The sequence below is a fragment of the Aliiglaciecola lipolytica genome (assembly GCF_018860635.1).
Taxonomy (GTDB): domain Bacteria; phylum Pseudomonadota; class Gammaproteobacteria; order Enterobacterales; family Alteromonadaceae; genus Aliiglaciecola; species Aliiglaciecola lipolytica_A.
In genome coordinates this window covers 313,802-339,653 of record NZ_JAHKPT010000025.1, presented here as the reverse complement: position 1 = coordinate 339,653, position 25,852 = coordinate 313,802, and the positions used below count along the sequence as shown (strand labels likewise).

The 25,852-nt window shown below is 42.6% G+C and carries 21 protein-coding genes and 1 riboswitch; of the genes, 11 read left to right on the top strand and 10 right to left on the bottom strand.

The annotated features are described in order from the left end of the window. Positions 1 to 19 precede the first annotated feature (19 nt). From surE to KO530_RS13920, 9 genes are all read right to left on the bottom strand, one after another. Entirely contained in the window at positions 20 to 772 is a 753-nt protein-coding gene (gene surE, locus KO530_RS13960; protein ID WP_216049051.1) for a 5'/3'-nucleotidase SurE, read from the bottom strand. Next, the gene (truD, locus tag KO530_RS13955) at positions 750 to 1,799 is read right to left on the bottom strand and encodes a tRNA pseudouridine(13) synthase TruD (protein ID WP_216049050.1); all 1,050 of its coding nucleotides are present in this window, start codon (positions 1,797 to 1,799) and stop codon (positions 750 to 752) included. Before truD ends, surE begins: the two co-directional genes overlap by 23 nt. Continuing rightward, the gene (ispF, locus tag KO530_RS13950) at positions 1,796 to 2,275 is read right to left on the bottom strand and encodes a 2-C-methyl-D-erythritol 2,4-cyclodiphosphate synthase (RefSeq protein WP_216049049.1); all 480 of its coding nucleotides are present in this window, start codon (positions 2,273 to 2,275) and stop codon (positions 1,796 to 1,798) included. The genes truD and ispF overlap by 4 nt, the downstream gene beginning before the upstream one ends. A 2-nt stretch (positions 2,276 to 2,277) precedes the next feature. Further along, complete coding sequence (gene ispD / locus KO530_RS13945; protein ID WP_216049048.1) at positions 2,278 to 2,976, bottom strand: 2-C-methyl-D-erythritol 4-phosphate cytidylyltransferase; 699 nt, start codon at positions 2,974 to 2,976, stop codon at positions 2,278 to 2,280. Positions 2,977 to 3,095: 119 nt separating this feature from the next. Continuing rightward, positions 3,096 to 3,374 carry a cell division protein FtsB gene (gene ftsB / locus KO530_RS13940; protein WP_216049047.1) on the bottom strand — a complete coding sequence of 93 codons (279 nt, stop codon included), beginning with the start codon at positions 3,372 to 3,374 and terminating at the stop codon, positions 3,096 to 3,098. Positions 3,375 to 3,462: 88 nt separating this feature from the next. Next, positions 3,463 to 5,208, bottom strand: coding sequence for a TIGR03545 family protein (locus KO530_RS13935; protein ID WP_216049046.1), 1,746 nt, complete (start codon positions 5,206 to 5,208; stop codon positions 3,463 to 3,465). A 2-nt stretch (positions 5,209 to 5,210) separates the two neighbouring features. Further along, positions 5,211 to 5,714: a TIGR03546 family protein gene (locus KO530_RS13930; protein ID WP_216049045.1), complete on the bottom strand. Its 504-nt coding sequence runs from the start codon at positions 5,712 to 5,714 to the stop codon at positions 5,211 to 5,213. A 193-nt stretch (positions 5,715 to 5,907) separates the two neighbouring features. After that, positions 5,908 to 9,708, bottom strand: a complete 3,801-nt coding sequence (putA, locus tag KO530_RS13925; RefSeq protein WP_216049044.1) for a bifunctional proline dehydrogenase/L-glutamate gamma-semialdehyde dehydrogenase PutA — start codon at positions 9,706 to 9,708, stop codon at positions 5,908 to 5,910. Positions 9,709 to 9,917: 209 nt separating this feature from the next. Further along, positions 9,918 to 10,523: a TIGR04211 family SH3 domain-containing protein gene (locus tag KO530_RS13920; RefSeq protein WP_216049043.1), complete on the bottom strand. Its 606-nt coding sequence runs from the start codon at positions 10,521 to 10,523 to the stop codon at positions 9,918 to 9,920. A 157-nt stretch (positions 10,524 to 10,680) separates the two neighbouring features. On the opposite strand from KO530_RS13920, the gene KO530_RS13915 reads away from it, so the two are divergent. The 10 genes from KO530_RS13915 to thiH all read left to right on the top strand — a co-directional run bounded on the left by KO530_RS13915 (position 10,681) and on the right by thiH (position 24,097). Further along, the gene (locus KO530_RS13915; RefSeq protein ID WP_216049042.1) at positions 10,681 to 12,180 is read left to right on the top strand and encodes a CYTH domain-containing protein; all 1,500 of its coding nucleotides are present in this window, start codon (positions 10,681 to 10,683) and stop codon (positions 12,178 to 12,180) included. A 7-nt stretch (positions 12,181 to 12,187) separates the two neighbouring features. Next, positions 12,188 to 13,333, top strand: a complete 1,146-nt coding sequence (locus KO530_RS13910) for a helix-turn-helix transcriptional regulator (RefSeq protein WP_216049041.1) — start codon at positions 12,188 to 12,190, stop codon at positions 13,331 to 13,333. Positions 13,334 to 13,666: 333 nt separating this feature from the next. Next, complete coding sequence (locus KO530_RS13905) at positions 13,667 to 15,307, top strand: acetolactate synthase large subunit (protein ID WP_216049040.1); 1,641 nt, start codon at positions 13,667 to 13,669, stop codon at positions 15,305 to 15,307. Between the two features lie 8 nt (positions 15,308 to 15,315). Next, positions 15,316 to 16,746, top strand: coding sequence for an aldehyde dehydrogenase family protein (locus KO530_RS13900; protein WP_216049039.1), 1,431 nt, complete (start codon positions 15,316 to 15,318; stop codon positions 16,744 to 16,746). Between the two features lie 412 nt (positions 16,747 to 17,158). Then, positions 17,159 to 17,281, top strand: a riboswitch (TPP riboswitch). A 169-nt stretch (positions 17,282 to 17,450) separates the two neighbouring features. Continuing rightward, a complete protein-coding gene (gene thiC / locus KO530_RS13895; protein ID WP_216049038.1) occupies positions 17,451 to 19,415 on the top strand; it encodes a phosphomethylpyrimidine synthase ThiC in 1,965 nt (654 codons plus the stop codon). 3 nt (positions 19,416 to 19,418) lie between these two features. Further along, positions 19,419 to 21,119 (top strand): thiamine phosphate synthase, encoded by a 1,701-nt coding sequence (gene thiE, locus KO530_RS13890; protein ID WP_216049037.1) that lies wholly within the window; start codon positions 19,419 to 19,421, stop codon positions 21,117 to 21,119. Continuing rightward, on the top strand, positions 21,119 to 22,009 hold the full coding sequence (locus tag KO530_RS13885; RefSeq protein ID WP_216049036.1) for a HesA/MoeB/ThiF family protein: 891 nt from the start codon (positions 21,119 to 21,121) through the stop codon (positions 22,007 to 22,009). The genes thiE and KO530_RS13885 overlap by 1 nt, the downstream gene beginning before the upstream one ends. After that, positions 22,006 to 22,221 (top strand): sulfur carrier protein ThiS, encoded by a 216-nt coding sequence (thiS, locus tag KO530_RS13880; protein ID WP_216049035.1) that lies wholly within the window; start codon positions 22,006 to 22,008, stop codon positions 22,219 to 22,221. Before KO530_RS13885 ends, thiS begins: the two co-directional genes overlap by 4 nt. Positions 22,222 to 22,224: 3 nt before the next feature. Further along, positions 22,225 to 22,995 (top strand): thiazole synthase, encoded by a 771-nt coding sequence (locus KO530_RS13875; RefSeq protein WP_216049034.1) that lies wholly within the window; start codon positions 22,225 to 22,227, stop codon positions 22,993 to 22,995. After that, the gene (gene thiH / locus KO530_RS13870) at positions 22,982 to 24,097 is read left to right on the top strand and encodes a 2-iminoacetate synthase ThiH (protein ID WP_216049033.1); all 1,116 of its coding nucleotides are present in this window, start codon (positions 22,982 to 22,984) and stop codon (positions 24,095 to 24,097) included. Before KO530_RS13875 ends, thiH begins: the two co-directional genes overlap by 14 nt. 413 nt (positions 24,098 to 24,510) lie before the next feature. Here the strand turns inward: thiH and mutH are convergent, their stop codons facing one another. Then, a complete protein-coding gene (gene mutH, locus KO530_RS13865; protein ID WP_216049208.1) occupies positions 24,511 to 25,194 on the bottom strand; it encodes a DNA mismatch repair endonuclease MutH in 684 nt (227 codons plus the stop codon). 129 nt (positions 25,195 to 25,323) lie between these two features. Between mutH and rppH the strand changes: the two genes are divergently transcribed. Beyond that, positions 25,324 to 25,845: an RNA pyrophosphohydrolase gene (gene rppH / locus KO530_RS13860; RefSeq protein ID WP_216049032.1), complete on the top strand. Its 522-nt coding sequence runs from the start codon at positions 25,324 to 25,326 to the stop codon at positions 25,843 to 25,845. Positions 25,846 to 25,852 lie beyond the last annotated feature (7 nt).

Sequence of the window (25,852 nt, the reverse complement as noted above, 5' to 3'; positions counted from 1 at the left end):
CTTGTACTTCATCTTATTGTTATGTGATTTCTATATCTAACCATTTTTTCATGTCATTTAGACTATTGTAAGCTGTCATATCTACACTCAAGGGAGTAACAGAGCAACGGTTCTGCGCCACAGCGTAAAAATCGGTTCCCGGGCCTGCGTCTTGTTCTTGGCCTATTGCGCCATACCAATAAACGTCCTGACCCTGAGGGTCTTTATCTTTTACCATGCTTTCAGCCCGATGGCGACGCCCTTGACGAGTCACTTCGATGCCTTGCAGATCTTGGTAGGGAACATCGGGTACATTAATATTAAGAATTTGGTCTGCCGGCAATGGATGTTTGTGCAAACGCTGAATAATTTCTACTACTACTTTGGCTGCTGTTTCAAAGTGTTTACATTCGTGACTTGCTAGTGACACTGCGACAGCAGGTAAACCCATGAATCGCCCTTCTGTTGCCGCCGCGACTGTGCCTGAATAGATAACGTCATCACCTAAATTGGGGCCATGGTTGATCCCAGAAACAACCAAGGTGGGGTCTTTTGCTAGAAACTGGTTTATGCCCAAATGCACACAGTCAGAAGGTGTTCCGTTAACTGCGTAAAATCCGTTATTTTGTTTTTCGATTCGCAACGGTTTTCGTATCGATAGGGCATTACTAAAAGCGCTGCAATTTTCCTCCGGCGCGATCACTGTTACATCATAGAGTTCACTTAAATGGGCGTATAAGGTTTCTAAGCCTTCGGCAAAAAAACCATCATCATTGCTCAGCAGTATTTGCATTTATTAACTCTCTTAATACTGACGTTGCAAAGCATCCTGCAGGCAACGAAAATTGTATATTCAGCGTATCTGAGCTAATTTGCCACTGTAAATTTTGTGGTTTCAAGCAAATAGCTCGACGCTCCTGTTTTAAGCCCAATGCCGCAAGTAATTGACATACGTTGAGTTGTTGCTTTGCGACTTGTTGCTCAAATTCTTTTACTTGACCTTCGGTGGTTAGCTCACCGGTTCCCCACATTGGCGCAGATAATACAATATCATTTTTTTCTAAGCGCAACCGCGTCTCGAGATCTATTTGTTGGGCAATAAAAAAACTATTGCTGCCAGTTAAAATACAGGCCTCGCCAGGTAGTGGTGTAGCATAGGTTTTTTGCAATAACCGTTGGTGTATAAATTCGTTGAATAACCAAGAACGTAACGCTGAAATTGCCATTGAGCGCTTATTTCGATTGCGAATGGTTTCACCGTTTAGCATCGTTTGTGCTAGTAATAAATTTCCCCCCGCCTGATGATGGCGAGATTCACCAAAACGCTGGGCGCCAAAATAATTCGGTACACCATTTTGCTGAATATACTCTAATCTTTGGGTTAACTGTGAAGTATCTGTTATCTCGCGTACAACTAGTTCAAAGCGATTACCTGTTAACGCCCCAACTCGCAGCTTCTTGTTGTGTCGTTGAGATTCAATGATACGCAAACCATCTAATTGTAAGTCTTGCCATTCAAAGGTTTGTTTCCCAGGGGCGTGAACACCGAACCATTGCTGGGTTAATGCGTGTTTGTCTTTGCGCCCAGCATAAGTAATAGCGCGCAAAGGAAGACCGCAAAATTTGGCTAACTGTTCCGCGACAAAAGCGGTGTTTAAACCTTCTTTTTGCACCCACAAATGAATATGCTCACCTTCACCTGTCAGTTCGTATCCGAGTTCTTCACGTACTACAAAATCAGCGAAACTCGATTTAATTGTACCCGATGCGGTTGGCGCCGATTGTTGATGCAGCCAGTGCTCAGTGCCCAAAGCAATCATGTATTGGCTACTTGCAATAACACTACAGCGTGGCAGGCTATGCCTTCTTTTCGACCAGCAAACCCGAGTTTTTCAGTGGTTGTGGCTTTCACATTCACTTGTTCAATATCCACTTGCAAATCGCTACAAATATTCTGCCTCATGGCGGAAATATGCGGCGCCATTTTGGGTGCTTGTGCCACAATCGTCATATCTAAATTAGCCAATTGATAGCCTTTTTGGCGAATCAGGTCATATACATGTTTTAGTAATTCTCGGCTATCTGCACCTGCATAAGCTGAGTCTGTGTCGGGGAAATGCTTGCCAATATCACCTAAGGCGCAGGCCCCTAATAAAGCATCACACAAAGCGTGTAGCGCAACATCACCGTCGGAGTGTGCGACCAAGCCCATTTCATAATCGATGAATTCACCACAAATGACTATGGGGCCTTCACCACCAAATTTATGTACGTCGTAACCATGACCAATTCGCATTGCTATTTTTCCTGAGATAAATAAAACCTCGCCAATGCTAAATCATTGGGACGGGTTATTTTAATATTGCGTTCGCTTCCCTCAACTAAATTAACCGGCCATCCAGCCCATTCCATCGCCGACGCTTCATCGGTGATAGTCACACCTTGCTCTAGTGCTTCAGTGAGTGATTGTCTAAGTTGCTTAAGTGCAAAAAACTGCGGTGTTAAAGCATGCCATAGCCCATCTCTATCGACGGTTTTAGCGACACGATTTGGATGCGCTTGTTGAGCACGTTTCATCGTATCTTTAACCGTATTCGCGAGTATGCCTCCACCATTATTCTTCTCGTAAAGACTGAAAAGTTGGTCCAAATCAGCATGACTTACACAAGGGCGAGCGGCATCGTGAACGGCAATCCAATCTGCATTATTGACTGCGCGTAAACCGGCCAACACTGAATCTGCACGCTCTGAACCTCCGTCCACTCTCGTTATCCATTCTTGCTGACTTAAGGGTAGCAAGTCAAAATAAGGATCCTGCGGATCCAGTGCGATAACAATATGGGAGACTCTAGGATGGGTAATTAACTTTTCAACAGTGTGTTCCAACACAGTTTTATCGCCAATTTTCAAATACTGCTTGGGTTTGTCTGCCTGCATGCGTTTACCGACTCCTGCTGCAGGAACAATTACGCTAAAACTGGGGAAATGTTGAGTCATGGATTCATAAGTCGTTTGCAGTTTAAGTTCGCACTAGTTTGAAATCTATTATGTAGATTTCAAACCAACAAATTTTATATTTTCAATAAATTAGAGTCGGCAGCTTTGCTTTAACTCATTTAATCTTGAGCTGGCAGAATGCGGTAAAATGTCTCACCTTGTTTAATCAATCCTAGCTCATTTCTGGCCCGCTCTTCCATCGCATCTACACCTATTTTAAGGTCGTGAATGTCGGCTAAAAGCAAATTGTTGCGCTGGATTAAATCAGCATTTCTGGCTTGTTGTTCTTCGACTAACTGTTTAATTTCAATATAATCGGGAATACTGTTTTTACCGAACCAAAGACGATATTGCAGTAATAAACATAAACTCACGAGAATTAACGTGATCCATTTCATATTTGTCTGCCCTCGCCACTGCAATAATGTCAATATTATGCCGAGAATCCACAGCCAAAGCCAGCACTAACCCACCATGGAATGATAACTAGTTGCCGAATAATTTATCTTTTAGTTTATCTTTGAGCTTATCTTTTTGTTTTTCAAGGACGTTATTAAACTGCGCGTTTAACATTTCTTCCATGCTGCCCAAATCGCCATCCGCCACACTCTGCCAATCAATCCATTGAGTTAATTGGGCGTTTTTGTCGCCTAAAACATTTTGCGCTTTACTATCAAGTTTAGTGCGCAATTCTCCTAGTTTAGAGGTTTGATCAGCAGTCAGGTTGGTTAACATGGTTTTGCCAATTTGCTGATCTAAATCGGAACTAAAGGAAACATCGGGATGCTCGAAACTGCCAGCAATCTTGGTATTAATGTTAAGGTTGCTCAAGCCGGTTAGGGTTTCTGCGATCACTTTTGTTAGGTTATTGGTGCCTGTTGCGGCCATGCTCAATTGCTTGAAGTCAATGTTACCCGTGCCTTTCATTATGCCATTGGCAACGGCTAAATTACCGCTACTGCCCATTAACGCACTTTCAACTTTGGTTGATAGCTTTTGTTCTTCTAGCAGCGCAATTTCCTGCAGTTTAATGCCTTTCAGATCCCACTCCTGACGTGCAACCATACCGAGATCTGAAAATTCAAAATCTCCGTCTACTTTCAACGATTGCCATAACGAACTCGTGCTTGAATCAATCTTAAAAGTAGTTGGTTGGCCTATTCTGTTATGTTGGTGGGTGATGTTTAACCATTTAGAAGCAATGGTTTCTTGTTGCCATGTAAGGGAAATGTCTGCTTTTTTAACCCAGATGTCTGGGAGTTCAGCGGCATCAGCAAATTCAATCCACTTACCTTCGGCGCGCTGTTGCTGCTGTTCGCTTTGAGCATTGCCCATTAATGGCGCCGCGATTTGGTATGCACTTAATAGATAGTTGCTCCAAACGGCGGCTTTATCGCCAAGGATCATTCGAGTAACGTCTTGAATTGCGCCTTGGTCACCGGCAATCAAATTTTGCAATTGCTTATAATCTTGTCCTGGAGCAGATTTCAGTTCGGCTAACTTGGGAGATAAATCTTTTTGTGCAGCTTTTACTGCCTCGTTGAAGGCCTCAATCTTTTGTTTATCTAGGTTGATTTCTTCCCGTAGGGCATCGAATTGTTTTTTAGCGGCAGCAAGTTTAATTGGATCTTTATAATCTGTTTGGGTAAGAGACTCTATTTCAGTTTTGTAATCTTGAAGTTTCTCTTTACTAGGAAGTTCAGCATATTTTGCTTTTACGTTTTCACTGTGTAGAGCGTATGAGTTCTGAACTTCTTCTATGGCTTTGTCTGTTTTCAAAGGTGAACGGGCTAATATTTCGTCGACACTGGGAATATTTTGCGGATCAACAATCGATTTGGCTCCCGCTTCAATACGTGAAACGTTATAAACACTACCTTCAGTTTCTCGTGGTTGACTAAAAGCCACTCCAGAGATAGTCATATCGTCGATGATAATTTTGTTTAATAACAGCGGCGCTAACTCGATTTGTGCGGTTAGTTTGTCTGCTTGAACTTGGTTATGAGTAGGTTGATTCGGATCGGTTAATTGTATATTTTCAAAAGTAACCCCAAATGGCGAAAAGCTGTGAGATACAGATTCGATATTCACTTCTGCACCTGTGACTTCTTCCAAACCAATGGTCGTTGCCAGTTTTATCCATGTATCTAAAAAAAGAATCAAAATAGCGCTTATTAAGCCTACTATCGCTATAAAGCCTACCAGTCCTTGCCAACGAATAATTTTATTCATGATTAACCTCCAAAGCGCTGATACATTTGATACACACGGCTACCTTTGATGATTTGTAATATTCGCCATTGTTCGACCCATGCTAAAAAGTGTTCACGGTATTTGACGACTAATATACGACTCACAATAAGTACCAAAGGTGATAATGCCAAACTCAGCGCCAGACTGCCCATGGTCAAGGTGTTGTAGAACTGACTTAGCCGGCCAAATCCAGTGTTATAAAAACTCGTCCATATGCTCTGTAAATTTTCGCTGGTTAAAATGGCTTCGCCGATGTTCATCATCATCGGATCGAGTATTAGCGCTAATGCTGAAAACACGCCCCAGGAAAGGATAAATGTGGAAAGGTTGACTCGACAAAATAACACCACAAATAAAATGATCAGATTGTGCAGTTTAATCAGTGGGGTTAGACCGAAAATCATTCCTAACATAATGCCAAAGGCTAGGGACCAAGGGCCGGCATCTGAATGTAAGGCCTTCAATAATTTTGCGAAAACAAACACGTGCAAACTCCTTGTATGAATAATAATTTTCGATTGAAAGTGCAATCACACAAACTAGGCTGTCACTAGAGTGAATATAGCAGCCAAGCTAAAAATGCATTAACTGAGTAAAAATAACCCAGAAAACCTGTGAGACAGGGCTCACAGGTTTGGGTTCATTGTTTTTTGTGATAATTATGCCGCAAATAGCAAATTAATCATCTGACTCTTCTAAGGTCATTAGCTTAGTGTTACCGCCAGATGCAGTGGTATCGATACTAATGGTTTTTTCAGTTAATAACCGTTGAATAAGATTGTCAGAATACTCAGAAGTGATGACAGGTAAAATAGCGCCTTCACGCTGAGCCAATTTTTGCGCCAAATACGCCTTGCTATGACTTTGACTATCTATTACCACACCGGCAAGTTGCGGCGCATCTAATAGCGCTTGCAAATGGGATAATTTAGCTACCTGAAGTACCGCTTCTGGTGCGCCAATTGAACGCCATTTGTTAACGAATTCGGTGGCTTCATCGTAAAACAAATCAGAAACAACCGCGATTACTACGTTACCTGTAGCCAACGCAGTTACAATAGATAATGCCCAATATTCAAATGTTACCTGCTCATCGGCATAACATAACAGCACTCCTCTTGGTTCTAGATAGAGGGTATTGGATTCACCTGTTGGTCCTGGCAACTCAGTAGGCGCTTTGAGCATTTTTTGAATTTTAATCAGTTGAGCTCTAGAAACCGCTAAAGTTTGATCTAAATCTTCAGCCAAATCATCGAGAATATCGACTCTTGCTAGCTTAGCAAGTAGCTGTCGAACCCAAGAAATACGAGAAGTAAGATTAGTCGAACGCCAATCAAATTCTGCCTCTGCGGCATTATTCATTATTTTCAGCGCACCGCTTTCATCAATCCCTGATGCTTCAAAAACTTGTTGAATTTGTAATTCATCTTTGACTTCACTCTTCAACGGAGTGGCTTTTTCGATCATCAATCTAGGTAGATAATTAGGGCCACCTGCTTTAGGTCCAGTGCCGGACAGTCCTCTGCCGCCAAAAGGTTGAACACCAACAATCGCACCAATCATATTGCGGTTGATGTACACATTACCTGCACGGGACAAGCGACCTAATTCCATGGCCTTTTCATCAATTCTTGAGTGCACGCCCATGGTTAAGCCAAAGCCTGTTCCATTAATTTGTTGAATGACATTAAGGGTGTCTTTTTCTTTAAAGCGAACAATGTGCACACAAGGACCAAACACTTCTCGGGTTAACACATCGATGTTATCAATTTCATATAATTTAGGTGTGAAATAGAAACCGTTTTTACAATCTTCCGGCAAAGGTGCGTCGTAAAGTAACTTCGCTTTTCCTTGCATATCAATAACATGCTGCTGCAGACTGTTTAGCGCTTTTTGGTCAATAACAGGACCAATATCGGTAGATAGCATGGATGGGTCGCCGACTCTTAGCTCTTGCATGGCACCAATTAACATTTCAATAATGGTATCGGCAATGTCTTCTTGTAAAAATAATACTCGCAATGCGGAACAGCGTTGTCCGGCACTTTGAAATCCAGATGCGATAACATCATCAATAACTTGTTCTGGCAGCGCTGTTGAATCAACAATCATGCAGTTTTGACCACCAGTTTCTGCAATCAGTGGCACCTGTTCAGTGCCTCTGTTAGCTAGTTCTTTGGCGATTAAGCTACCGGTTTGCGTTGAGCCGGTAAATATCACTGCTTTAATCCGTGAATCAGGGAGTAGCACATCGCCAATAACCGGACCTTTATTCACAAGGGTTTGCAATGTACCTTTTGGAAGTCCAACGTTTTCCATCAGTTCCACCGCTCGAATGGCGATCAAACTGGTTTGTTCTGCAGGTTTGGCGAGTACCGTATTTCCTGTAACCAAAGCCGCAACTACTTGCCCTAAGAAAATGGCTAACGGGAAGTTCCAAGGGCTTATGCACAGCACTACACCCCGAGGGCTAAGTCGATTATCTTCAGATAACTCTTCAGCTCTTGCTGCATAATAGCGACAAAAATCAACGGCTTCACGAATCTCATCGATGGCGTCTTGGGCTATTTTCCCCGCTTCTTTTAAGCATAATGCCATTAATTCATCGGAGTTACGCTCAAGTGCGTCAGCAGTGCGTCTTAATATTTCTGCTCTGGTTTCGACGGGCGTGTTTGACCACTTTTGAAAAGCGCGTTCGGCTAATTCCAACTTATGTTTTATTTGCTCAGGTGAGTCATACACCAAGTGGCCGATAGCTTCATCTTGCTTGGCTGGATTTCGAACCACATGGATGGTCTCATTTTCTTCTGGCTGAGCAACATAATTTTCTGACTGCCAACGATCAAGGGCTAATTTAAGCGGCGCAATATGATTGATATCGGTTAAATCTAGGCCTTTCGAATTAGCCCGTTCAGCACCGTATAAATCTATCGGTTTAAGAATTTGCTGGTTATATTTGAATTTTAATCGTTGGGTTTTTTCAACCGGATCTTCGAGCAAGTCTTCAACCGGTTTGCTGTCATCTACAATGGCGTTTACAAACGATGAGTTAGCCCCATTTTCCAATAGTCTTCTGACTAAATAGGCTAACAAATCTTCATGTTCACCAACGGGCGCGTAAACACGACATTGTACTTTTTCTTCAACCACAATTTGGTCATATAAACTATCGCCCATGCCATGAAGACATTGGAACTCGAAACCTTCTTTATCGTCTCCAGCCAGTTCTAGAATAACCGAAGCTGTGTATGCGTTATGCGTAGCAAATTGCGGGTATATGGTGTCTTTGTACGCTAACAAGCGGTTTGCACAGGCGTGGTATGAAACATCTGTGGATGATTTACGAGTAAAGACCGGAAAGTGTTCCAAACCAGCTTGTTGGGCATTTTTTATTTCCGTATCCCAATAGGCACCCTTCACTAGTCGTACCATCATAGTGCGGCCCGTTTTTAAGGTTAAGTCTCTGAGCCAATCAAGTACATATAAAGAGCGTTTCTGGTATGCCTGAACAGCTAAACCGAAGCCGCTCCAATCACCTAAATCTGGATCTGAAAATACTTTTTCAATGATATCTAACGAGATATCTAAACGATCTGCTTCTTCTGCATCTACCGTTAAACCAATGTCATAATCTTTGCACAACATACATAGTTGTTTTAAAAGTTTAGGAATGACCTCCAACACTTCTTCACGATTGGTAAATTCATAACGAGGATGAATGGCTGATAATTTTACTGAAATACCCGGGCTGCGCTTAGGCCCCTTTTTGTTGGCAGCTTTACCAATTGCATGAATAGCTTCTTCATAAGCATCGTAATATGCCTGAGCGTCCTTAGCGGTGCGCGCCCCTTCACCAAGCATGTCATATGAATACACATAACCTTGTTGTTCTTTTTCGGCGGCCCGTTTCAATGCATCATCAATGTTTTCACCCATGACGAACTGTTTGCCCATTACCTTCATCGCAATGTTCATGGCTTTACGAATTACCGGCTCACCCATTTTTCCAAGGGTTTTTTTCAATAGACCGATGCTGTTGCGTTTACGATGATCGGTATATGAGACCATGTTGCCCGTTAGCAACAAGCCCCAAGAAGAAGCGTTCACAAAAATCGAATCACTGGTGCCTAAGTGTGAACTCCAAGCACCTTTTGAAAGTTTGTCACGGATTAACGCATCTTGTGATTTTTTATCGGGCACCCGCAATAGCGCTTCTGCTAAACACATCAGCACGACGCCTTCAGCCGTCGACAATGAATATTCATTTAGCAGCGCATCTACACCGCCGTGTCCCTCTTGTTCACGGCGTATACGCAAAACCATTTTTCGAGCACGTTCCCAAGCCCGACTGCGGGCTCCGACAGATACTTCTGCATCAGGCAGAATATGATCCACAGCCAAATTTTCGTCTATACGATAAAAATCTCTTATCTTTTGTCGAATTGGACAACTAGTAACCAAATTACCTTGAAAAAGCATACTGTACCTCCGTTAAGGGATTAGCGATTAATAATCGGGCGAGTGTATAGATTGATAGAGTGTAAATACAGTCAAAATGTAGACGTGTTTATACCACTTTGGAAGAAGAAGCGTCGGTTCGATACTAAAAGGATATTACGCTGAAGATTGGCGTTGGGATCAAACATCAATGCACTCCGTTTGAGGAGTGCATTTTTCATACTAAATAATTACATCCATTGGTCACTGCGTTTACGCTTTTTCGGTAAATAGGCAATGATTACACCCAGCAGAATACTCACTAACGCGATAATGCCGCCTCGAGTGAACCACTTCATTTGGGCACTTTGATCTAGCATATCTAGTTCTCTTTGCAGTTTCTGAGTTTCTTTCTTTTGACTTTCTAAGTCTTTAACTAACACCTTGTTTTGGCTAGTTAAATCAGAAAGCTGCTGACTCAATAAATCATTTGATTTGTTAAGTTGCGCAATTTGAGAGGTAGATTGTTTGGCACTCTGTTGCAGTCCGGGAACGAGTTCACGAATGCTTTGTTCATTGCTAACATACTGAGATTCTACCCACCCAGTGCGCTGTTTATCATCGATCACTTCGGTGAATCCAGTCTCTTTATTCTCTTGTAAAACCGTAATACGTGTACCGGCTGTAATCGAGCCTAGAATACGGTAATTCCTAGTCGGACCGGTATGCATAAATGCAGATAGGTCGTCAGTGATATAGCGAATATCACCAGAGCTGTCGTTAGGTTCTTGCTGTGCACTTACGTTGCTAATTGCCAACGTGAAAATAATAAAAATTGTGGTTGAAAGCTTGCCCATAATTCATCAATGTTAAATATAAATTTAGACAAATGGTATGGTCTTGTATTCCCAAAGGCAAGTCATGGTTTGATTGATTGCCTTGGTTTGTTGTTCGGAGTATTGTTTATGCCATTGATTACCCGCTAATTTATCCTCTCATTGGACATGTGTTTTAATGGAAAAAGAAATTGAATTAAAGTTGTTATTGCCCGATGGCATTGACGAATCTGACTTATTATCGACCTTGGGACAGTTTTCAGCGAATATTGAAACGTCCGAATTTACCTTGTTTAATCAATACTTTGATACTCCTGAATGGTTGTTAAGTGCGAATGGCATAGGGTTACGGGTTCGAAGTAGTGATAAAGGTATTGAACAAACGGTTAAGACTGCTGGCAAAAGTATCGGCGGTTTGCATCAGCGCCCTGAATATAATGTTTCCATAGATTCATTGTCTCCCTCTTTAGAATTATTTGATCCCAGTATTTGGCCTCGAGATATTTCAGTTGCTGAACTACAAGAAAAGATCATCCAGATTTTTCACACTGACTTTAAACGTAAAGCCTATTTACTGCGGTTATCCGACGGCACTGATGTAGAATTGGTGTTGGATAAAGGCTCAGTAAGCACTGCCGATAATAGCGCCGACATTTGTGAAATAGAGTTGGAACTGAAAAGTGGTGATGTTGCCGTGTTATTTGATATCGCAGAAAAAATGGCAACTTTAGCACCTAGTCAATTGTGTAATTTAAGTAAAGCAGGGCGCGGCTTTACCCTTGCCCGTAATGCTATTGCGCCAGAACCTCAAAAAATTAGCAGTGTCACTTTATCAGATTCGGATGATTGTGAAAGCGGCTTTATTAAAGGCTTAGGCTACGCGTTGTCGTTCTGGCAAAAAGCTGAATATCGCTACATGCAAACCAAAAAAGTCACTGATTTAATTGATATATACGTAGGTTTGCGATTAACCAGAGATTGTGTGCACATATATTCCAAAGCGCTCCAATGCAAAGCCATAGAAGATCTCAGCAGAGCGCTTAACTTGCGGTTAAATAAGTGGGCTTGGATTGAACAGTTAAAAAGTATTCGAGCGTTACGTTCAAAACGCGGAATGTATAGTAAACGTTTAGCTCAGCATGATGCATTGGTCAGTTATTTACGAGGATTACAAGATGGAACACTAAATCTATCTCGTCCCCATTATTTAATTACCCACCAAGATAATTCGTTATTGCAACTTGGTTTATCGCGACTACTTGTGACTTGTCCTTGGCGACAAAAATCTGATGCCCACACTAAACCGCTAAAAGAACATGCAGAGGCAGTTTTGCAGCAAAAATGGCAGAGCGTATTGGCTGGTATCAACGCCGAAGTTGGCAGCATGGAAGAGTATCTGCAACATTATGAACAGTTACTTAGTGCGTTAAACACTGATTTGCTGTTAGGGTCGTGTTTGGATAACTATCGACGCCAGCCATTTCTTGATCCTTGGAGCGATGTGTTGGAGGGCATACAGGAATTACGCAAACTCAATGTGTTTCAAACCAAGCTATTGGATTCAGATGTGGAAGATAAATCTGAGCTTTTGCAATGGAGTGAGGTTAAGAAAAACAGTCTTCTGACCGTTATAGAGTTAAGTAAAGGAGTGGCAATGTCTATGGAAACATATTGGTGAATACGTAATGGGTGATATGAGTCTCTATCAAATCGCGATTAGCTCAATGCTAGTTGGCTGGTTTATTGGGCTTATTTTAGTCTGGGTTCGTTACGAGCAATTTCCCCACGCCAAATTAATTTTAACCGCCATCTTGGTGTGGCCATTGCTACTTTTAGACGAGTGGTTAAAGTTATCAGGATATCAATCTCAACTTAATTTTTTGGTAGGCTCCTCGCCATTCTTTTCGGCGTTAATCATTGCCTGTTTAGTACTGAGTATCCGACAACTTACGTTGGCAAAGTTTGCCAATAATAATGTCCTATTTTTTATACCCACAGTGCTGCTTTTAGCTGGGCAGTTACCACTTTGGTTAGCACCAACGGAGCTCAGAATTGGGATGCTACAGTCGCCGCCGATGGGTGACATATTGCTAAATTGGCCGTTCTATGCGACCTATTTATTCAGCGCCTTCGTGACATTAAGTTTTGCGGTTCACGCCGCTGAATACCTTGCTTCTTATCATTATTACTTATCAGATCAAGTAGTTGATATCGATATTTTCGAAATGCGTTTTACCAGCAACGGCTGTTATGTATTAATGTTTACCGCATTTTTATCTATTTGTGTCATCGGCTTAGCCGCCTTTGATTTGTTGCCTATCATTGTGCAATGGCAAACCTTAGTGAATATGCTAAATGCGACTGGATGTTTGTATTTGATATTACTTCTGGTGCAAAACCGAAAATACTCTCCCACACCTTTTGCCTATTCACAAATGGATAAAGGGAACTACTCTGAGGATCAGCTCAGGCATACTTTAAAACAAGCGGAAAAAGCGATCATTCAGCATAAAGCCTATAAACGCAAAGGACTTCGTATTAAACAGGTTGCAGACGCAGCACAAGTAGAACCCGCTGCCTTAGCATTGGCCACCAGATTCGTGTTGAAACGAAATTTTCGTGCATTTGTCTATCATTATCGATTGGAATACGCGAAAAAGGTGCTTATGCGCACTGATCAAAAGGTGACTAGTGTGGCCAAGCGACTAGGGTTTAATTCCGAAAAGTACTTGAGCAATGTATTTGTTAGATACATAGGCTTAATGGGCAATCGAGATAAAAACAAAAGTGCAGGACCTGTCAAAGTCAATCCACCTAAGACCGCAAAGTAACTCGCCTGACAATCTGTTTTGTGGTTTTTTTCGTTTGATATAATTAATCGATTAAAGTAATCACATTTAAACATTTAAGTTCAATCAGTTCTGTGTGTACACTCAATCTTGTTTTTGAGAATAATTACGAAAACCAACATTTAATGAGATCTACTACAAAATAACGAGTAGTCGTTCGAGTGACAATCAATCAGCTATGCTGAACAATCTCGAACCCTTAAAGCGTTAAATCTGAATGGCTGGAAAATATCTGTTATTTAGCTTGATGGGAATGATGGACTATCTTTAAAGATTTACACTAGTAGTTCTTGCCAATAATCTAATGGGAAAAATATGAAAGCATCAGATTTATTTGTACAAGCATTAGAAGCGGAAGGGGTCGAATACGTATTCGGTATCCCTGGCGAAGAAAACCTCGATTTATTAGAATCCTTAAGAAAGTCACCTATCAAACTAATTCTTACCAGACATGAGCAAGGTGCAGGCTTCATGGCCGCAACATATGGCCGTTTAACTGGAAAAGTCGGTGTGTGTTTATCCACCCTTGGCCCTGGTGCGACTAACCTAGTGACACCAGCAGCTTATGCGCAACTTGGTGCTATGCCGATGTTGATGATTACTGGCCAAAAACCAATTAAAACCAGTAAACAAGGTCGCTTTCAGGTAATAGATGCGGTTGATATGATGCGTCCTTTAACCAAATACACCACCCAAGTGGTGAGTGGTGATCGCATTCCATCCATAGTTCGTGAAGCATTTCGATTGGCCCATGAAGAGCGTCCTGGTGCTGTTCACATTGAATTGCCGGAAGATATTGCCGCTGAAAAAACCAACGCAAAATTAATCAAAGCTAGCGCCGTAAGACGTCCCATCGCTGAAGATAAGTCGATTGACGGTGCGGTTAACATGATAGAGACAGCTAAGTCACCGGTTTTACTCATTGGTGCTGCTGCAAACCGTAAACTCACCGCTAAGATGCTCAAAGAGTTTGTTGAAAAAACCGGTATTCCTTACATCACCACACAGATGGGGAAAGGGGTTTTAGATGAAAGCGGTAAATTGTTCATGGGCAATACCGCATTATCCGATGGTGACTTTGTACACCGAGTGATTTCACGCGCTGATTTGATCATTAACGTCGGTCATGACGTGGTAGAGAAGCCGCCATTTTTCATGGGTAATGATGGCAAAAAAGTCATTCATATTAATTTCGCCTCCGCTGCGGTTGATCCTGTGTATTTCCCTCAATTGGAAGTGGTCGGTGATATTGCCAATAGCATTTGGCAAATTAAACAAAAAATTACGCCATCCAATAATTGGAAACTTGATTTTTATAGCGATGTTCATGATGCATACATTGCTCATCGTAAAGTGTCAGAAGATGATGACCGTTTCCCTATATTGCCGGAACGTTTTGTACGAGATATTCGTACCGCAATGCCAAAAGACGGCATAGTGACCCTCGATAACGGCGTATATAAAATTTGGTTTGCTAGGAACTATCCTGCTTATCTACCCAATACATTGTTGCTTGATAATGCTTTGGCAACAATGGGGGCAGGGCTGCCGTCAGCTATGGCGGCTAAGATTGTAAACCCCGATAAATCGGTTATTACCGTGTGTGGTGATGGTGGTTTCATGATGAATAGTCAAGAAATGGAAACCGCAGTGCGCCTTAAATTGCATATAGTGGTGATTATTTTACGTGACGATGCGTATGGAATGATCAAATGGAAACAAGCGCATATGGAGTTTGATAATTTTGGTTTGGATTACGGTAATCCCGATTTTGTTAAATACGCTCAAAGCTATGGTGCCAAAGGCTGGCGGATTGATTCAGCCGAAGAATTGTTACCAAGAGTACAGGCTTGTTTAGCTGAGCCAGCTGTACATCTAATTGATGTGCCTGTTGACTATTCTTTGAATGACCAAACATTAAATAAAACCATTCGCGAACTTAGCCAAAAACTATAGGAACAACCATGTTACAAAAAGCTTATCCTTATTATTTAGCGAATAAAGCCGTTTATGCCAATCAAGATTTAGTTGTAACTAACAAGTACACAGGCGAAGCTGCTACTACAGTGGCAATGGCCAAAGCTGATGTGATTGACCAAGCAATTGAAGCTGCAGATAAAAGCCAAGCTGCGTTAACGGCAATGAAGCCATACGAGCGTCAAGCGATATTAAATCACTGTATAAAACGTTTTGAAGAGCGCTTTGAAGAGCTGGCATATGCTTTGTGTATTGAAGCCGGTAAGCCAATTAAAGATGCTCGAGGCGAAGTGACGCGCTTAATTGATACTTTCCGTATTGCGGCTGAAGAATCCGTCAGAATCAGTGGCGAAGTGATGAATTTGGAAATTACCCCTCGCGCCAAAGGCTATCAGGGGATGTATAAAAAAGTTCCGATTGGTCCATGTTCATTTATTTCCCCGTTTAACTTTCCGTTGAATTTAGCGGCTCACAAAGTTGCTCCTGCATTGGCTGTTGGTTGTGCTTTTGTGTTGAAACCAGCAAGTCGCACGCCATTAGGTGCATTGATTATTGGCGAAATCTTGGCTGAAACTGATTTGCCAGAAGGTGCGTTTTCAATCTTGCCTTGTAGTCGTGACGGAGCTGATCTGTTTACAACCGATGACAGATTTAAGTTACTTAGTTTCACCGGTTCTCCTGATGTGGGTTGGGATCTTAAAGCTCGCGCAGGCAAGAAGCCGGTAATACTTGAACTAGGTGGTAACGCTGGTTGTATTGTTGATCATGATACTGATTTAGATGATGCCATTGAACGCATTGTATTTGGAGCTTATTACCAGTCTGGTCAAAGTTGTATTAGTGTGCAGCGAGTATTAGTGCATGAATCTATTTATGCTGATTTTAAAAAGCGTTACGTCGAAAAAGTCGCGAATTTGGTGCATGGCGATCCGCTAAGTGAAGATACATTTATCGGCCCTATGATTTCAGAATCTGAAGCAACTCGTCTTGATGATTGGATTGCCGAAGCCAAATCTAAAGGTGCTAGTGTATTATGTGGTGGCAAACGTGACGGAGCTATGCTGCAGGCAACTGTCTTAGAAAACGTACCAAGCGATGCCAGCATTAGCGCTGATGAAGCCTTTGGCCCAGTGTCAATTATCGCTCCTTTTAGTGATTATGACGATGCTCTAGAAGAAATTAACAATAGCCAATTTGGCCTGCAAGCGGGTGTTTTCACGCGAGATATCTATAAAGCGCATAAAGCATGGGATGTGTTAGATGTTGGTGGTGTCGTAATTGGTGATGTTCCAAGTTGGCGAGTAGACAACATGCCATATGGTGGTGTTAAAGAGTCTGGATTAGGTCGTGAAGGTATTCGCTTTGCTATTGAAGACATGACAGAGCTACGTTTGATGGTATTGAGAACGCCTCAATAATTGTATAATTAAGTGACTAGTCCTGAAATAGGTTGATTCTTATTTCATTTGAAACGCCCGGTGAATTTCATCGGGCGTTTTGTATTTAACGGCCAAGTGTCATCGTCGACTATGCTATGTCTCAACAAGTTCAGCCAGCATAACCTTTGCTTGCTCGAGATTTTGTGGTTTGTAGAGTAATAATTCGCCTTTCCCATTTGGTCGACAACCGCCAATTTAAAACCGCGGAAATAGTCACCTCGAGTAGTCTTAACGGGAATTTCATTGCACTGTCCCAAACCAATTCGAAAAGTGTCAACAGTATTTAGGACGGCTCACACAGCGTAACCCTAACTTCGCCGTTGTTTTTGGAGGGGAAGTTTATTACTCGCTGGTTTTACTTGTTAAATCAAATGAATGTGTTTATATTACTGCACTCTTGTCGGAGTGCTAGCACGATTTAGTTGACTAAGTTGTGTGGGCTGAGACCGTTTATTCGGGATCCGTTGAACCTGATCGGGCTAGTACCCGCGAAGGAAACAAGCGTAACGCTGTAACCATTAAGGCGCTTTTATTGCGGCTTAATCTTACCGCTTATTTTGCCAATTTGGGGGCTATTCTAGGTTGTTAGACGCAATCTGCCCTTAATAAGATAATTGGCGCTTTTCAACACCAAACCTCTCCAGACAAGCAACTTCATTTTTTAACAATATGAGAGATTGCTAATGTCAAATCGTCGTCAAACTCGCGCTAATGCGAAACAATTTATAGATAACTTTACACCTTTTTCCTACCCCAATTCGAACAAAATATATTTATCAGGCAAGCAACACGATATTCGTGTGGGTATGCGCGCAATAACACAAACAGATACGATTTTAGGTGGTAGTAAAGAGGCCCCTATCACCCAACAAAATCCGGATATTCTGGTGTATGACTGCACAGGGCCCTATTCGGATCCTAAGGCTCAAATCAATTTACACCAAGGTTTAAACAAACTGCGTCGCGACTGGATCCTGCAACGGCAAGACGTTGAACAGTTAAAGCAAGTCAGCTCTGAGTTCAGTCAAGAGCGCATCGCCGACGATGGTTTCGAGCACTTGAGGTTCAACCGCTCAGTGAAACCATTAAAAGCCAAATCTGGCAAACGTGTAACTCAAATGCACTATGCCAAAGCGGGAATCATTACTCCAGAAATGGAATATATTGCAATCCGTGAAAATATGGCCAGAGAAGATGTAACAGACCCTGTTTTGCGTCAAAAAGCCCAAGGTAATGCCTTCGGTGCTCTAGTGGGACAACCTATCACCGCAGAATTTGTGCGCCAAGAAGTAGCACGAGGACGTGCCATTATCCCAGCCAATATTAACCATCCTGAATCCGAACCTATGATCATTGGACGTAATTTTTTAGTTAAAGTGAATGCCAATATTGGAAACTCTGCGGTTACTTCTTCCATCGAAGAAGAAGTTGAAAAATTAGTTTGGTCAACACGCTGGGGAGCTGACACAGTAATGGACTTATCCACGGGACGCTATATCCACGAAACCCGTGAATGGATTATTCGTAATTCCCCTGTCCCTATTGGCACAGTTCCTATTTACCAAGCGCTGGAAAAAGTAAATGGCGTGGCCGAAGACCTCACATGGGAAGTCTTCCGTGACACATTGATAGAACAGGCTGAGCAAGGAGTAGACTACTTTACTATCCACGCTGGGGTATTGCTGCGTTACGTACCAATGACCGCGAAGCGCTTGACGGGCATAGTGTCACGGGGCGGTTCGATTATGGCGAAATGGTGTTTATTCCATCACCAAGAAAGCTTTTTATATGAGCATTTTCAGGAAATCTGCGAAATATGCGCCGCCTATGATGTCTCTCTGTCATTAGGCGATGGTATGCGCCCTGGGTGTATCGCCGATGCTAACGATGAAGCACAATTTTCCGAGTTAGAAACCTTAGGAGAGTTAGTCAAAATAGCTTGGCAATATGACGTGCAAACCATAGTTGAAGGCCCAGGCCACATTCCAATGCAATTGATCAAACAGAACATGGACAAACAATTGCAAATTTGTAGCGAAGCGCCTTTTTATACCCTTGGCCCGCAAACAACCGACATAGCTCCAGGCTACGATCACTTTACCTCTGGCATTGGCGCAGCGATGATAGGTTGGTATGGGGTGGCCATGTTGTGTTATGTCACTCCTAAAGAGCATTTAGGGTTACCCAATAAGGAAGATGTTAAACAGGGTTTGATTGCCTATAAAATTGCTGCTCATGCGGCTGATGTGGCCAAGGGCCACTTAGGCGCACAGATCCGCGACAATGCGCTATCGAAAGCTCGTTTCGAATTCCGTTGGGAAGACCAATACAACCTTGGTTTAGATCCCGATACTGCAAGACGTTATCACGACGAAAGCTTACCCCAAGAGTCTGCCAAGGTGGCACATTTTTGTTCCATGTGCGGGCCTAAATTCTGCTCCATGAAAATTACTCAAGACGTGCGCGAATATGCCGCCAAACAACAAGTTCAGATAGAGCAAGATGCCTCACGTTTGCAATTGAGCAAAGCTGGATTGAGTCCGCAGGAAATAGCATCTGCAATGCTTCAAAAATCGAAAGAATTTAAAGCCCAAGGTGCTCAGGTCTATACCCCCATCAATGAACAAACCGTTCGGGAGTCTGAATAAATCATGGGTGTTTATGTAAGCACGAGCAATGTAAGCACGAACATCGACTCGAATAAGTTGCAGTCTGCTACTCGCCCCATTGTTTGGTCTATTGCTGGCTCAGATAGTGGCGGTGGCGCTGGCATTCAGGCTGATAGTCTAACCATTAACGACTTGGGAGGGCATGCATGCACAGTTGTGAGTGCCATCACCGCTCAAAACTCACAACACGTTCAAGGGATCACCGCTACCCAAACAGCCATGCTCATAAAGCAACTGGATTGCTTATTGGAAGATATTCCTCCGGCGGCAATTAAGATTGGTATGTTAGCCAACGCTGAGCAAATTCGATGTATCAGTGAATGGCTTGCCAGCAAGTTGGCATCCTATGAACAAACCAATAATTTGCAAATTCCAGTGATTTGGGATCCTGTGATGGTATCTACTAGCGGTCAAACTTTATCAAGGTATAAGCAACCAAGTTCGTACTCCGCTTATTTGAAACTGGCAAAATACGTTACTCTGATAACCCCTAATCGATATGAGTTAGGCGTATTACTGGAACTAAGCCAGTTACCTAATCACGCTCAACAGGAGGAACTAACAAATCTCGACAATCTCGCCAACTTTCTTGGCTGTAACATACTGTACACCGGTGGAGACGTTCGAAATAGTGAGTCACATAACGCCGCTTTAGCAATCAGTGCAACAAAAGAAAGTGCTTTGTACAGTAGCGCTTTAGATCACGGCAGTGCAATTGATTGGTTAGCGGCTAAAGCGATTCCATTTACCTCACCTGAGCACCAACATCAGCGAATTGGCTTTAGTAGCCCTCGTGTCGTAACCCAACATAATCACGGCACCGGCTGTACCTTATCCAGCGCCATAGCCACGGCCATGGCCGTTGGCTATCCATTATTAGATGCGATTGTGGTTGCCAAAGCATATGTGCATCAAGGACTAACCTATGCATACCCAGTAGGCAAAGGACCGGGAGTTTTAGCGCGTAAAGGCTGGCCGCAAAATCTGGAGCACTTTGCCAAGATCATTGTGCCTAAATATCCAAACATAAACCAAGCCAATGAGCTTAGTTTTGCCAACGTCCAGCAGCCCTTGCAGGTCTATCCAGTGACCCAGTCCATAAATATACTCAAAGACGTATTAAAAGGCGGGGCACGGACCGTGCAATTACGTTTGAAAAACTCATCTAGTGTTGTTTACTCTGAACAGCAACTTGAACAGGCCATACAAGCGGCAGTTGCGTTAGGTCGGCAATATCAAGCGCAGGTATTTATTAATGACCATTGGCAATTGGCGATTAAACATGGGGCATTTGGCGTGCATTTGGGCCAAGAAGATTTATTGCAAGCAGACTTGTCGCAAATCGCAGAGGCCGGTTTAGCATTGGGATTGTCCTCCCATGGATATTTTGAATTGTTGCTGGCGCAACAAATGTCGCCCAGTTATTTGGCCATCGGCCATATCTTTAGCACGCCAACCAAATCAATGCCTTCTCAACCTCAAGGACTGAATAAACTTGAAAAGTATTGCACCTTGATGGGTGATCGCATGCCCCTTGTCGCCATTGGTGGCATAGATCACACTAACCTTTGTGCATTAAAACAAACTCAAGTGGCCGACGTCGCCGTTGTGCGCGCCATCGAAAAAGCAAGTGAGCCAGGAAAAAGCTGGCAAAAACTACAACAAATATGGCAGGCAATGTGATGACAAACAAAAACATAAACGTCAGCACAAACAAAGATACGACTGATACCTTGAGCGACAATCAGTTTATTCAATATTACCGACAAATATTATTGTCTCAAGTTGGCGAGCATGGTCAGCAGAATTTGCTCAATCAACATGTTATCGTAGTGGGTATGGGGGGACTAGGCTGTCATGTCAGCCAGCAATTAAGTGCTGCGGGAATCAGGCATCTTTACCTCATTGATGACGATGTGGTTGAATTGTCTAACCTGCCTAGACAAATTCTGTTTGATGCGAGCTCCATTGGCACACATAAAGTCATTTGTGCGGCTGAAAAAATCACCGCAATGAATCGTGATACACAAGTACGTTATTACTGTCAAAAGTTTACCCACACCTTTGCTCAGCATTTATTGCATAACAATGTTGACCTGCAACAAGCCCACCAAACTGGTCAGTTAAGCATACTTGATTGTTCAGACAACATGCCCACGCGGCAATTAATTAATGCTTGGTGTGCAGCTCACTTTATCCCGTTGATTAGCGCATCAGTAGCGGTTTTTTCCGGTCAACTATTGGTGATTGATGGCCAAGTCGCCCCTCAAAGAGGCTGTTACAACTGCTTTTTCACCAGCAATTCAAGCACCCAAGGCTGTGCTAATTTAGGGGTACTTGGTCCTAGCGTTGGCATCATGGCCAGTATGCAGGCGCTGGCGACTATCAAACATATGTTAAAGCTTGATACAGAGCTTAAATATTTGCACATTTTTGATGGCTTACAACTAAGCTGGCGTCAGCTAATTCGTCACCGAGATCCACATTGCAAAACCTGTGGACATTGGCCGAAGCGCCCACAAAATCAACTTTCCCCGCCGCTTCAAACCACTCAATGCGAGGTAACCTTATGATCAACCTTTATCTAAATGAACGCCCTTTACAGGTCGAAAAAAATAGTAATTTACAACAGGTTTTAGAGCTTGGTATGCCATCACTTGCTGCTAAATTAGACAACATTGCGGCAGTTCACAATCAACATTTGGTGCCGCAAAGCCAGTGGCAGATAACTATCTGTCATGAAAATGATCACATTGAAATATTTAGCGCTGTGGCGGGAGGTTGAGGAATGTTAACAATAGCAGGACAGCGTTTTTCTTCGCGTTTATTTAGTGGCACCGGAAAATTTTCCAGTAGTCAGGTGATGTTAGATGCATTGCACGCATCAGGAACAGAGTTAGTCACTCTGGCGATGAAACGTATTGATTTAAAACATGGCACCGACAATCTAATAGAACCCTTAACAAAGATGGGAGTGAAGTTATTACCCAATACATCAGGGGCCAGAAATGCACAAGAAGCTATTTTTGCCGCTCAACTTGCCCGTGAGATGTTACACACCCACTGGATAAAATTGGAAATTCACCCAGATCCCAAATATTTAATGCCCGATCCCATAGAAACCCTAAAAGCCGCAGAAACCTTGGTGAAACAGGGGTTTGTTGTGATGCCTTACGTACACGCAGACCCCGTGTTGTGTCGGCGTCTAGAGGAAGTTGGTTGTGCAGCTGTAATGCCACTAGCAAGTCCCATTGGTAGTAATCAAGGTTTACTGACCAAAGCATTCTTACAGATCATTATTGAACAAGCTAAAGTACCTGTAGTCATCGATGCAGGCCTAGGTAGTCCTTCAGATGCCACTGCGGCAATGGAAATGGGCGCCGATGCCGTATTAGTTAATACCGCGATTGCTTCAAGCCAACAACCTGTCACTATCGCCCAGTGTTTTCGTCACGCCGTTATCACTGGACGCAAAACTTATCATGCGGGGTTAGCACGGGTTTCGAACCAGGCCAGCCACACTAGTCCATTAACGGGGTTTTTAAATGAGCTTTGTTGATATATATAAAGAATTAGATTTAACCGCCTTACAACTGGCGTTACATAGCGCCACCACCAGAGATGTTGAGCGAGCATTGCAACATCCAAGGGGAAATCTTCATGCTTTAATGGTGTTATTGTCGCCAGCAGCCACTCCCTATCTGGAACAAATGGCGCAGCAAGCCAAAGCAATTACCTTACAACGCTTTGGTCATAATATTCAGCTGTTTGCGCCCATGTATCTGTCTAACTTGTGTGCAAATGAATGCGATTACTGTGGTTTTACCCTAAGCAATAAAATCAAACGAAAAGTGTTATCTACCCAAGAGATAGCGCAAGAAATCAATATTCTTAAAGATCGCGGTTTCGATTCTCTATTGTTGGTTACAGGAGAGCATGAAAGTAAAGTAGGCATAGACTATTTCGCGCAGGTATTACCTCAATGTAAAAGTCAATTCAGCCATGTCTCAATAGAAGTGCAACCTTTGCAAACCGAGCAATACAAACAACTAGTTGGCCTAGGATTAGATGGAGTCTTGCTGTACCAAGAAACTTATCACCCCGTTACCTACGCAAAACATCATACTAGAGGCAAAAAGTCGGATTTTTTGTACCGTTTAGACAGTCCGGATAGAGTCGCTCAGGGGAATGTGGATAAAATTGGCTTAGGGGTGTTGTTAGGCTTAGACGACTGGCGTGTCGACGCACTACTAATGGGGCATCATCTAGCCTATCTAGAAAACCGCTATTGGCGCAGTAAATATAGTATTTCATTGCCACGGTTACGACCTTGTACGGGGGGAATTGAGGCTAAAATGCCAATATCCGACACAGGACTAGTTCAATTAGTCTGTGCATTTAGATTATTCAGTGAAACTTTAGAAATCAGCTTATCCACCCGTGAAACAAAGCAATTTCGAAATAATCTCATGCCACTGGGCATTACCCATATGAGTGCCGGTAGTTCTACTGCGCCCGGTGGTTATGGGAAACCAGCGGATCAATTAGAACAGTTTGATATCAGCGATGAACGCTCGGTAAGGGAAGTTGCCGAGACTATAAAAAACAACGGATATACCCCAGTTTATAAAGATTGGCAAGGAGACTGGATTGCGACTTAGTCAGTTAAGCGACAGGGATTCAAGCTGGCTAAGTTCATTCTCCAATTGGTAAATAAGCGGTTATTAAGGCAGGCATTGTTGCTAATAACATCCTAAACAACGCTAATAACATCCTAAACAACTATTTCAGTTGTTGTAGCACAAACTAAGTATGCAGACCATGCAGCCTTAGTTTGGAGAAACTGGCAGCTAAATGAGTGACTGGTCTTGGAATAGTATGGCTCTTATTTTAAGACTAAACACTGAAACGGATTAATCGCCGAAAAAGCGAATGTACTTGCGGAACTGATACTGGAGAAACAGACTGCTGATATGCGAACCGGTTATTAATTTTTTGAATTGTCAGTTATTTTCACGGTTTGTGTAAAAAACGGATACTTTTTTGAGGGAATCAAAATATCGTTATCGCTTTTTCAGTCCATGTCTGAAAACGCGTTCATTAATATTTGGTGGGTGAACTGTTTACGCAAATAAAAGCCTCTTGGCCGGGTTTTTATTATTGTTCCTTGGGCGCCTACTGCTTCTGTTAGCGCTTTTCCATCTGCAGCTTTGGGGCGAATTTGTAATGCCTGTCCATGTTTTGCAGTGATGTTTTCCACCTCACCTAATACAATCATATCCATTAATTCTTCCCAATCTTGCTTAAGCAAGTCTAATTGAGCGAGGCTTGGTTGCCAAAGAACTGGGGAGGCTACTCTTCGTTCTGCGGGCATTAACTCTCGACTGCCTTCGACAGGCACCCATAAAACACAATTAAGCTTATTTCTTACGTTGCTGGTTTCCCAAGTAATACCGGAAACATTTAGCAAATGCGCAAAACAAACATAGGTAGTTTCTAGGGGCATTCCCATTGAATCTATGGGTAAGGTTTTTAACTCTACCCCTAAATCCGGAAAATCTTGCTCAGGATTGGAACCAGCGTGTGCCCCCAAAAATAGTTCTAATAACTGTCCAGTCCAACCTTTATCACGTTTGAAATTGGCTGGTACTTGAACATTCGCGTACTTAGCTAACTCTCCTAAAGTCAGGCCCGCTAGTGCTTGAGCGCGAGAAACGAGTTCTTCGATTGTGTCTGGTGGGGCGGTAGCCGGTGTGATCAAGATGAACCTTACCTCAATATTATTTATTACCACTTAACATAGTTGGCGATGATATTTCTTTGCTTGACCCTTAGTTTATGGAAGAATGGCAAAATATTAAAGAAATCAATCCCCCCGGGAGTCAAAGTGATTGATGCCGAAGGATTCCGCGCGAATGTCGGTATAGTGATTTGCAATAGAATGGGGCAAGTATTTTGGGCAAAACGCTATGGACAACATTCATGGCAGTTTCCACAAGGCGGAATAGATCAAGGTGAAACTGCTGAACAGGCTATGTATCGAGAGTTAAATGAGGAAGTTGGACTAAAACCAGAAAACGTAAAAATACTCGGAGTTACCAAAAATTGGGTTAGATATAAATTACCCAAGAGGCTGATTAGGCAAGGTACTAATCCAGTTTGCATCGGGCAAAAACAGAAATGGTTTTTGTTGCAATTAGAGTGCAAAGAATCAGATGTCGATGTGTTAAGTTCAGGGCATCCTGAATTTGATGATTGGCGTTGGGTTAGTTTTTGGTATCCAGTAAGAAACGTTGTTTCATTTAAACGAGATGTGTATCGACGAGTAATGAAAGAGTTTGTGTCTTTTGCGATGCCTATTTACAGCAAAAACACGCAGCCTCAACGCAACCGAAGGCGACGGAGATAGTTTTAAA

Excerpts from the sequence above, each read along its gene's own strand:
- surE (WP_216049051.1), bottom strand. The coding sequence starts at position 772 with ATGCAAATACTGCTGAGCAATGATGATGGTTTTTTTGCCGAAGGCTTA.
- truD (WP_216049050.1), bottom strand. The coding sequence starts at position 1,799 with ATGATTGCTTTGGGCACTGAGCACTGGCTGCATCAACAATCGGCGCCA.
- ispF (WP_216049049.1), bottom strand. The coding sequence starts at position 2,275 with ATGCGAATTGGTCATGGTTACGACGTACATAAATTTGGTGGTGAAGGC.
- ispD (WP_216049048.1), bottom strand. The coding sequence starts at position 2,976 with ATGACTCAACATTTCCCCAGTTTTAGCGTAATTGTTCCTGCAGCAGGA.
- ftsB (WP_216049047.1), bottom strand. The coding sequence starts at position 3,374 with ATGAAATGGATCACGTTAATTCTCGTGAGTTTATGTTTATTACTGCAA.
- KO530_RS13935 (WP_216049046.1), bottom strand. The coding sequence starts at position 5,208 with ATGAATAAAATTATTCGTTGGCAAGGACTGGTAGGCTTTATAGCGATA.
- putA (WP_216049044.1), bottom strand. The coding sequence starts at position 9,708 with ATGCTTTTTCAAGGTAATTTGGTTACTAGTTGTCCAATTCGACAAAAG.
- KO530_RS13920 (WP_216049043.1), bottom strand. The coding sequence starts at position 10,523 with ATGGGCAAGCTTTCAACCACAATTTTTATTATTTTCACGTTGGCAATT.
- KO530_RS13915 (WP_216049042.1), top strand. The coding sequence starts at position 10,681 with ATGGAAAAAGAAATTGAATTAAAGTTGTTATTGCCCGATGGCATTGAC.
- KO530_RS13910 (WP_216049041.1), top strand. The coding sequence starts at position 12,188 with ATGGGTGATATGAGTCTCTATCAAATCGCGATTAGCTCAATGCTAGTT.
- KO530_RS13905 (WP_216049040.1), top strand. The coding sequence starts at position 13,667 with ATGAAAGCATCAGATTTATTTGTACAAGCATTAGAAGCGGAAGGGGTC.
- KO530_RS13900 (WP_216049039.1), top strand. The coding sequence starts at position 15,316 with ATGTTACAAAAAGCTTATCCTTATTATTTAGCGAATAAAGCCGTTTAT.
- thiC (WP_216049038.1), top strand. The coding sequence starts at position 17,451 with ATGTCAAATCGTCGTCAAACTCGCGCTAATGCGAAACAATTTATAGAT.
- thiE (WP_216049037.1), top strand. The coding sequence starts at position 19,419 with ATGGGTGTTTATGTAAGCACGAGCAATGTAAGCACGAACATCGACTCG.
- KO530_RS13885 (WP_216049036.1), top strand. The coding sequence starts at position 21,119 with ATGACAAACAAAAACATAAACGTCAGCACAAACAAAGATACGACTGAT.
- thiS (WP_216049035.1), top strand. The coding sequence starts at position 22,006 with ATGATCAACCTTTATCTAAATGAACGCCCTTTACAGGTCGAAAAAAAT.
- KO530_RS13875 (WP_216049034.1), top strand. The coding sequence starts at position 22,225 with ATGTTAACAATAGCAGGACAGCGTTTTTCTTCGCGTTTATTTAGTGGC.
- thiH (WP_216049033.1), top strand. The coding sequence starts at position 22,982 with ATGAGCTTTGTTGATATATATAAAGAATTAGATTTAACCGCCTTACAA.